Here is a 9,218-nt window from a genome sequence, read left to right as displayed (position 1 = left end):
CTTATAAAGCGGATGCAACCACGCGGAGGTTCCCTCCGCATGTGTTGCACCAAGCAGGGGGGCTTTTGCTCCGGCTCTCTCCCTTTGTAAAGGGAAGGCTCTAGCTCCGGCTCCCTCCCCTGCTTGGTGCGCTAACCCGTCGGGAAACCCGACGAGCGCGCATCCGCTTTATAAGGGGAGGGCTGGGGTGGGGTAAAGATCTCCGCAGCACCCCAACAACCTCAACCCCAAATCCTATGATGTCAACTGCTAAAACCAATCGTTTCCTCCAAGATTTAGATCGAGTCGCGAGAGTGCGCCAAGAAGTGGCTAGTTCCCTCAGCCGGATGGTAACCAAGCTCCAAAAGTCCGAACTCGCCGCCCAGACTGGCTCTGGAGAAATGGGATTCGATCGAGATTTAGCAGATCTCACCAAAGCCAGTACCAATCTCCAAAAAGGTGTCTTTCGCCTAATGGTATTGGGCGACATGAAACGGGGCAAAAGTACGTTTCTGAACGCTTTAATCGGCGAGAATATCTTACCCAGCGATGTCAATCCTTGCACTGCATTATTGACAGTTTTACGTTACGGCGAACAGAAAAAAGTCACCGTGCATTTTAAAGACGGTAAACCACCAGAATCGATCGATTTCAGTACCTTCAAAACTAAATACACGATCGATCCGGCTGAAGCCAAGAAATTAGAAGAAAGTAACAAACCCGCTTTCCCCGATGTCGATTATGCCGTTGTGGAATATCCACTAGAGTTACTATCCAAAGGCATCGAAATCATCGATAGTCCTGGCTTGAATGATACCGAAGCGCGGAATGAATTGTCATTGGGATATCTCAATAATTGCCATGCAGTTCTATTCGTACTCAGTGCATCTCAACCCTGTACATTAGGCGAACGTCGCTATCTCGAAAACTATATCAAAGATCGCGGCTTGAGCGTATTTTTCCTCATTAATGCTTGGGATCGCGTCAAAGAATCGTTAATCGATCCCGATGATGCTACCGAAATGGCAGCAGCCGAAAGCAAACTAAATCGCGTATTTAAAGCGAATTTAGCTGAATATTGTACGGTGGATGGCTACGATCTCTACGACGAGCGCGTATTTCCCCTATCTTCGATTACCGCACTCCGCAAACGGCTCAAAGATAAAGACGCCGATCTCGTAGGAACTGGTTTTCCACCCTTTATTAATGCTCTGAATACATTTTTGACTCAAGAGCGGGCGATTGCCGAATTGCGTCAAGCACGCATTATTGCCAAACAAACTTGTACGCACGTTAAAGAAGCCGTCGCGCGTAGAATTCCGCTCTTAGATACCAATGTAGACGAACTCAAAGCCAAAATTGAAGCAATCCAACCTCAATTCGATCGACTCCAATCGATTCGCGATGTCTTCCGCGATGATATTCGCCGCGTGCGCGATCGTCAAGCTCGATCGATCGCCGATTCGATGAAAGTTTATTTACTCAAATTAGAAGATACTTTCGACACCGATTTCCAGGCTTATCAGCCCTCCGATCTGCAATTTGCCGACTTTTTTAGTGACAGCAAGCGCGAACAATTCAACCAAGCCGCCCAGAAAGGCTTCCAACAGTATATAAACGATAAATATGCCGCCTGGACGCTCTCGGCACAAAAAGAACTCACAGCCGCTTTTAGCGAACTCTCAGAGCAAGCCAAAAAACACGGCGTGGATTATCAGAACATCACGCAAGAAATGGCGGAGAAACTGACTGGTAACATTCACACCCGCAATAACGCCCTCGATGACGACGGAATGCCATCTTGGGCAAAATGGGCGATGGGTTTATTTTCCCTCGCTTCTGGTAACTTTGCAGTCGCCGCTTTAGCCGTTGGCGGTTTCAATTTCCAGAGCATTTTACTCAACATCTTTACAACTGCTGGAATCGCCCTAATCTTCGGCGCAATTCTTGGCCCCGTTGGCATTTTAATCGCTAGTTTAGGTGTCGCTGCTTTCCAAGTCGATCACGCTCGGAAGATTTTCACGCGCGAAATCAAGAAACAATTAGTCACCCGCTTGCCCGAAATTGCTAAAGAACAATGGCAACCGATTTATAGTGCCGCGCAAGAATGTTTCGATAGTTATGAGCAAGAAGTAATCAAACGCATCAACGATGATATTAACGCTCGTAAAGGCGAATTGCAAAATCTAGTTAAGCAGAAAGAATCTCAAGAGATCGATCGAGTCACAGAAGTCAATCGTCTCCAACAATTTGAAGCTGATGTCTTAAGCGAATCACTCTCGATCGAGAATTTTTATCAAGGCTTCTTGAATGGTTAATCTGTAGTAATTTCATCTAAATCAAGATGGTGGGCAGTGCCCACCCTACACCTACACCTGTTAACGGTTATGCAAAATGATTTTGAATCATCAATAAATAGGATTATTAATTTTAGTGCCGAACAGGGCATGATAAATGCAATTGACATTAATGATTTTGAATTATCAATAAATAAGATTATTGATTTTAGTGCCGAACAAGGTATGATAAATGCAATTGACATTAAAGGTATGACACTACATGAAATCTCTTGCTTTGAAAAGAAATTCAATATAAGCCTACCTGTTGTCTATAAAAAGTTTATTTCTCTTTGTGGTAATAATGGAGGAAGATTAATCGACGAAAGCTTAATATATAGCATTCCTCAGTTGGTATCTCTTCCCGAAGAAGTACAAGAAATGATTGAAGAAGATACTTACGATCCGATTCCAAAAAATGCTTTATTTTTTGCTAGCGATCGTGGTGTGGTGTACTGGTATTTTATTTGTGACAATACTCCCGATCCTCTTGTTTGGTTGATTTCAGAAGGACATAAACAACATTTACCTAATCTACCTATTATAAAATTGTCTGATTTTATTATTTCAGAATTAAAGCGATCGGTGGAAGATTTTATAATCAGACGATCTACAGATTGTTATTAACTAACAAAGATTAGGATCTTTCCAATGAATTACAGACTCATCATTCGTCCAGAAGCAATATGCAGAACTTAGCTACTATTAACTTCGATCGATTCAAGGTGCGCTATCTGCTATTGATGCTATTAGTGATGAATATTGCATCAACCATTTTACTGAGTGCGATCGGTATCGGGGTTAACGATCGACTATTTGTACCGATCGGGTATATTGGTTCATTTCTTGCTACTTGCTTGTGGATTTGGTATCGATGCGATCGGGTAAAAATCGATCTCAAGCAAGTTATCGGTAAACCCGATCGTGCGGTGCAATGGTTGAGAGTAATTGGATTGACAATTGCAGGGCTAATATTTTCTCTTGCTTCATTCCTAGTAATTTTAGGCTTGATTTCTTACATATTTCCAAATTTTGCCGAACAAATTTTAACAGTTGTTTCAAAAAACAGAAGTACAGCCATAAATTCTGGAGACACCCTGCTATATCGCATTTTAAATTTTCTAATGATAGTTGTGGTGGCACCAATATCTGAGGAGTTAATTTTTAGAGGTATCATTTTAAATAGATGGGCACAGAAATGGAATCTGCAAAAATCGCTAATTGCCACATCGCTCTTATTTGGATTTTTGCATATCAATCCGATCGGATTATCAATGGTAGGATTGGTGCTGGCTCTACTCTATCTCAAAACTAAAACACTGTGGGTACCGATCGCCGCTCATGCAATGAATAACTTTATCGCGTTTTGCGCGACCATCCCTGCTTCAACTAAACCTGCAACAACAACGGTTTTATCACTGCAAAGTTTACAATCTAGTTTTTGGACAGGGTTAGTAATGATGGGAATATCATTGTTTTTCTTAGGTAGATTTATTCGTCGTAACTTTCCATCCAAACAACTTTCCAGTTTTAGCTAATTTATGAAAATTACTCTAGTAGAGAATTGCTCTAGTAGGGTGGCAATGCCACCATCTTAATTAACGATCGAGCTACAAATCATAATTTACAATTTGCCCCAATGCTATAATTTTAATATTGATGTAATTTAGCAAACTAGATTAACATGAGCACCCATCCTCTTCTCAAGGTTGAAATTTCCCAATTGAGTATTTCCGAGCGCATTCAACTTGCCGAAGATCTATGGGATAGTATTCTGGATAGACAAGATGAAGTTCAATTAAGTCCCTTGCAACAACAAGAACTCGATCGCAGACTCAATCGACATCGGCAAGATCCTACTGCTGGCTCTAGCTGGGAAACTGTCAAACAAAGATTAGGCTCTTCCCAATGAATTACAGGCTCATCATTCGTCCAGAAGCAGAGTTAGATTTAGAAGATGCTTTTGCATGGTATGAATCACAAGATCCAGGTTTGGGATCTGAATTTGTGCGGGCAATCGATACTTGTATTTCTACAATTGGGCGTAATCCTCTTGCCTATCGGCTTATCTACCAACAAGCTCGCCGTGCCTTAGTCAGACGTTTTCCCTACAGTCTTTTTTATATTGTTGAGGAAGATGCGATATTTGTGATTGGTTGCTTTCACAGTAAACGTAATCCCAGTGATTGGCAAGATAGACTCAATAAATATTAAAAGTAGGGTAGGCAATGCTCATCAGTTCAATTAAAGATCGACATAACTATCTAAAAGTACCTAAACCTAAACTTATAAATAAATTAACTCGATCGACAAACCATGAATTCCTCACTCATCGCTCACCTCCAAACTGCTGCTAACAAGCTAGAAATCGATCCAAGTTCTAGGCTGGGTAACGATCTCAAAACGCTTGATAGTAAAGCAGGTAGATCGAATTACCAGATTGCCGTATTTGGCCCCTTCAATCATGGTAAATCGACATTATTAAATGCAATCTTGGGTAATAAAACATTACCGATCGATCTGATTCCGACGACGGGTGCGGCGATTAAAGTCGTCTATGGTGAATCGTTAGCAACTAAAATTACCTTAACTAATGGGCAATTAATTTCAGCAGCAAATACCAATATTTTAACTGAATTTGCGATTTTAGATAACGATCGCCGGATGCGGGATGATGTAGCAGAAGTCGAGGTGAGTTTTCCCCATCCGTTTTTACAAACTGGGGTGGAATTAATCGATTTACCAGGTACGAACGATCGCGACGAGCAGGATAACTTAGTACGCGATCGATTATTGGCGGCGGATTTGGTGGTAAATGTGTTAGATGTTCGCAAATTGATGACGCTCGGCGAACGCGAACATTTGCGGGATTGGTTAGAAAATCGCGGGATTAATACTGTGGTATTCGTGGCGAATTTTACGAATATGTTAGAGCCAGAAGAACAGAAAGAAGTGCAACATCGTCTGCGATTTGTGGCTGAGAGTTTTCGATCGCAATTACCGCCAGGGATTAGCAACCTCTATCGAGTTGACGCGCTCCCGGCTCTGCGCGCTCGCCTGAAGGGTGACGATGCGACTTTACATACTTCGGGGTTATCCTCCTTTATTTCGGCACTTCAGGCGATTGTGTCGCACCAGCGAGAGGAGCTAGCCGAGGTGCGGCTGCCAGTGCTGCAATCATTGGGATTAGAAATTCAGGGATTATTACGATCTCAAATTGTTAAAATATCAGCAGAAGTTAATGAAAGTAAAGAGAAATGCGATCGAGAACTGGCCCTCAAGCGTCAAGCACAAACATTAATCCAATCTGGATGGGAAACTAGTCTCAAAGAAGTCGAGCAGTGGTTGTATTTACCCAACCTGATTAGCTTCTATCAGTCGCCACTAACTACAGCTATTCAAAAGAATGGATTTGGAGAATGGGAATCGAGTAATGTTCGTCCGCGACTGCAACATTCTCAGCAAGAAATTAACGATTGGATTACTAAAGCCGAAAGCTTTTTTAATACTTCTCCAGTCGAACCGCTGAAGATCGTTTTACCAGATCCGCCAGAAGTCTTATTACCAGAATCGCCAACTCCACCACCCCCAAAACCTGCAACGCCATCTTCGACGATCGATAATTTGGCACCTACCGCACTCGCGACGGGTATAGGCTGGATACTGGGAGGGCCATTAGGAGCCGTAGTTGCTGGCGGTGCGAGTACGATTGCGAGTAAACGATCGGGCGAGCGATCTTCAGACAATACTAGTAATAGTAAAGCTCCCGATAATTCGGCAGAAATTCTAGAAGCTTATACTGATGCGGCGGCTGATTATTTATTTAGACTAAATACTGAAACGATGGAGACGATTAAAGCCTATCGCGATCGAGCGGCTGTAGCTATTAATCCAGAGATTAAGGTCGATCGGCAGATCGATCCACAGCAACAACAAAAGTTAACAGATTTAGAACACTGCTTGGCAAATATATTAGCTTCAGCATCAGCATAGCTGTGCCTAAAAAATAGATATTTATTTCATACTTTTAGCTTAATTCCATCCATAAAACAAGTTGTGTATGTTATATTGGAAGTTAGACATCAATAAGAGTGCAGACAAATGTTCTGATTCTAGATATCTGACTGGTGCGCCAGCCTATGGTTTGAGCGTATGCCGTCACGCATGATTATTAGTCGATCGTGCAATTAGCTTAGTGGTAAAGCAGCCGAGTTATCGGTCGAGCCTGGGTTCGAGTCCTAGATCGCACAGCTAGCTCGCCCACATTAGAATTGTGAGCATTGGGAATGGTTTGCATTAAAAGCCAAGCGGTTAGAAACCGCTCCTCGGAATGCAAAGTCCGCCTTCGCGGACTATTATCTCAGTCCGCGAAGGCGGGCTTTGCAACCCCAGGCGCGATTTTAATCGCTGGCTCCACTGGTTCCACAATTTTAATCTGGGCGAGCTAGTACCTCCAAAAAGTTAGCTCATTAGGTAGAGCAGTTGACTTATTCTCAACGGGTAACAGGTTCGATTCCTGTACTTTTCACCAAACCCTCTAGCCAACGAGGTAAAAGTTAGGCGACTTCTTAGGGTGAAGTTGGCGGAAGCCAAAACCTATGCCTAAAGGTTAAATTAGGCACCTTACTTCCACTAAGGCGGCGCAAGCCAAAAACGGTCAGAAATGGTCGTAGGTACGAGAGAAATCTCAAAATGGTTCGAGTCCATTATTTTCAACTCTGGAAAGTTGGCGTTTTAGCAACATTTAGTCGCCTAGCGGCTGGATCTTGCAACAGATTTTGTACCGACGATCGCGTGCATCTTTAATTCGAGTATCTGCCTTCATCTGCTAAGGTCGGTATTTCTGCGGGAATACTAGTTTTAGTAGAGCGAACGCGATATTTGCTATTTGAAGTCGATCGGGTTATCCTCGGATAGCACGATTCGACAACGGCTAACTCAATCCAATTCTAGATAAACCCTTAGTCCGTCACAAAGCTGTCGAAAACGCCAGCAATTACAGAGTTAATTCTAGTGAATAGTGGATAGTGAATAGTGAATAGTGGCAAGTTAGCTTAAAGTCGATATATTATCGATATCCATATTTATTCAAACAAACCGCGAAACATTTTCCAGTCTTAATTCTCAATCTAGCGGCTTGGGTAGAGCGTAATGCGAAACCCAACAAATTATATGTTCAAGACTTTTTACATCAAACCTCACGAGCGAGGTATCTTATTCAACCGTAGCGATTTTAAGGCGATTTTATTACCCGGTACGCATCATTACTGGGGCTGGAATTGGAGCGTCAAGAAATACGATCTCAATCAGCCAGAAGCGCAAATCGAACAATTAGAACTACTCCTGCAAACCGATCGAGATAAACTAGAACAACACCTGACGATCGTGCGGACAGAATTCGACAGGTTTGCATTGCTTCAAGTCAAACAAAGCTGGATTGTAGTCGCTCCCAACCAATTACGCGCTTTTTGGAAAGGATTTATTCCCGTCGAAGTGCGGTACTTCAATCTATCCGAAAGTTTGGAATTACCACCAGATCTAGTCGAAAAAACACGCGGATTTGCTCTCAGCGGTATTAAGAAATTTCAGGTATCAGAATCAGAAATAGGCTTGATGTACGTCCAGCATAATTTCGTGCGTCCTTTAGGTACGGGTGAATATGCTTTTTGGTCGTCATCGAAAGATTTGCAATTTAAGACGCTCAATCGGATGATTCCGAATCCAGTATTTCCCGATGAAGATGTCTTAATCGATCGACACCCCGAATTTATCGCACAATATTGCACGGTTGTCGAAACATTAGCGCAACAAGTCGGCATCGTCAGAGATCGACAAAAACCGATCGCGATTTTACCGCCCCACAGTCGCAAATTATTTTGGCAAGGCGTGACGGTAGAAACGATCGATATCAGCAACGATGCGAAACTTTCGACTCAATTAGTTGCCGAATTAGTATCGGGTAAAGACAAGATTAAAAAGCTCGCCAGCGATACCTTACACGTCCGAGAAGTGCCCGTCCAACATCTCGGCTTCCTGTACATCGATCGAGTATTTCAGACGCAGCTAGAGCCAGGAATCCATGCTTGGTGGACATTCAATCGCTCGTTCGGCTCGATCGCGATCGATATGCGCCTGCAAAATATGGAAATTTCGGGACAAGATATTCTCACCAAAGATAAAGTCCCCGTGCGGCTCAACCTCACCGCTGGCTATCGGATTAGCAATCCGTTGCAAGCGATGGATAACTTGGCAGATATTAACGGCTTTTTATACAAAGAGTTACAATTTGCCCTGCGCGGAGCCGTCGGCGAACGGACTCTGGATGGATTGCTGGAGGACAAAGGCACGATCGATCGCGATATTGCCGAATATATCCGCGTCAAGACTGCCAATTACGGCTTAACAGTCGAATCTGTCGGCGTCAAAGATATCATCCTCCCTGGGGAAATTAAAACCATCCTCAGCAAGGTAGTCGAAGCCGAGAAATCCGCTCAAGCCAACGTTGTCCGCCGTCGCGAAGAAACCGCCGCCACTAGAAGTATGCTCAATACCGCCAAAGTGATGGAAGAAAACCCCGTCGCGCTGCGATTGAAAGAGCTGGAAATCTTAGAACGGATCGCCGAAAAGATCGATCGCATCCAAGTCAATGGCGGTTTGGACAACATCCTCACCGATCTAATCAATATCAAAAAGTAACCAAAAAAATCCCCTTCCAGGAGGGGTGCCCGCAGGGCGGGGTGGGTAAGATCTTCGCCGAAGTCCTCCATCCCCGATCGCGTCCATCGACGATCGGTTACAATTCTCGATCGAAGCTAGAAGGCTCTAATATAGATCGTCACAGCTAGCTAATTCTAGTCAAAGTCGATCGTGCGGAGATGGTTGGTGGGTAGTGGAGATCTACCC

Annotated in this window: 7 protein-coding genes and 1 tRNA gene; all 8 read left to right on the top strand. The window is 43.5% G+C overall.

Annotated features, from left to right (window positions below; genetic code table 11):
• Window positions 1–236: 236 nt before the first annotated feature.
• The 8 genes from C7B77_RS16250 to C7B77_RS16210 all read left to right on the top strand — a co-directional run bounded on the left by C7B77_RS16250 (window position 237) and on the right by C7B77_RS16210 (window position 9,011).
• The gene (locus tag C7B77_RS16250) at window positions 237–2,297 is read left to right on the top strand and encodes a dynamin family protein (protein WP_106306917.1); all 2,061 of its coding nucleotides are present in this window, start codon (window positions 237–239) and stop codon (window positions 2,295–2,297) included.
• 69 nt (window positions 2,298–2,366) lie between these two features.
• The gene (locus C7B77_RS16245; RefSeq protein ID WP_146138354.1) at window positions 2,367–2,942 is read left to right on the top strand and encodes an SMI1/KNR4 family protein; all 576 of its coding nucleotides are present in this window, start codon (window positions 2,367–2,369) and stop codon (window positions 2,940–2,942) included.
• A 59-nt stretch (window positions 2,943–3,001) separates the two neighbouring features.
• Window positions 3,002–3,853 (top strand): CPBP family intramembrane glutamic endopeptidase, encoded by an 852-nt coding sequence (locus C7B77_RS16240; RefSeq protein WP_106306911.1) that lies wholly within the window; start codon window positions 3,002–3,004, stop codon window positions 3,851–3,853.
• Window positions 3,854–3,999: 146 nt separating this feature from the next.
• Complete coding sequence (locus tag C7B77_RS16235) at window positions 4,000–4,227, top strand: addiction module protein (protein WP_106306908.1); 228 nt, start codon at window positions 4,000–4,002, stop codon at window positions 4,225–4,227.
• Window positions 4,224–4,529 (top strand): type II toxin-antitoxin system RelE/ParE family toxin, encoded by a 306-nt coding sequence (locus tag C7B77_RS16230; protein ID WP_106306905.1) that lies wholly within the window; start codon window positions 4,224–4,226, stop codon window positions 4,527–4,529. The genes C7B77_RS16235 and C7B77_RS16230 overlap by 4 nt, the downstream gene beginning before the upstream one ends.
• 102 nt (window positions 4,530–4,631) lie before the next feature.
• Entirely contained in the window at window positions 4,632–6,308 is a 1,677-nt protein-coding gene (locus tag C7B77_RS16225) for a dynamin family protein (protein ID WP_106306902.1), read from the top strand.
• Between the two features lie 188 nt (window positions 6,309–6,496).
• Window positions 6,497–6,565: transfer RNA gene (locus tag C7B77_RS16220), tRNA-OTHER, on the top strand.
• 922 nt (window positions 6,566–7,487) lie between these two features.
• Window positions 7,488–9,011, top strand: coding sequence for a slipin family protein (locus tag C7B77_RS16210; RefSeq protein WP_106306899.1), 1,524 nt, complete (start codon window positions 7,488–7,490; stop codon window positions 9,009–9,011).
• Window positions 9,012–9,218: the final 207 nt, after the last annotated feature.

This window comes from Chamaesiphon polymorphus CCALA 037 (genome assembly GCF_003003845.1).
Lineage (GTDB): Bacteria > Cyanobacteriota > Cyanobacteriia > Cyanobacteriales > Chamaesiphonaceae > Chamaesiphon > Chamaesiphon polymorphus.
The sequence above is the reverse complement of the archived record's forward strand: the minus strand, read 5'-3'. Positions and strand labels throughout refer to the sequence as shown.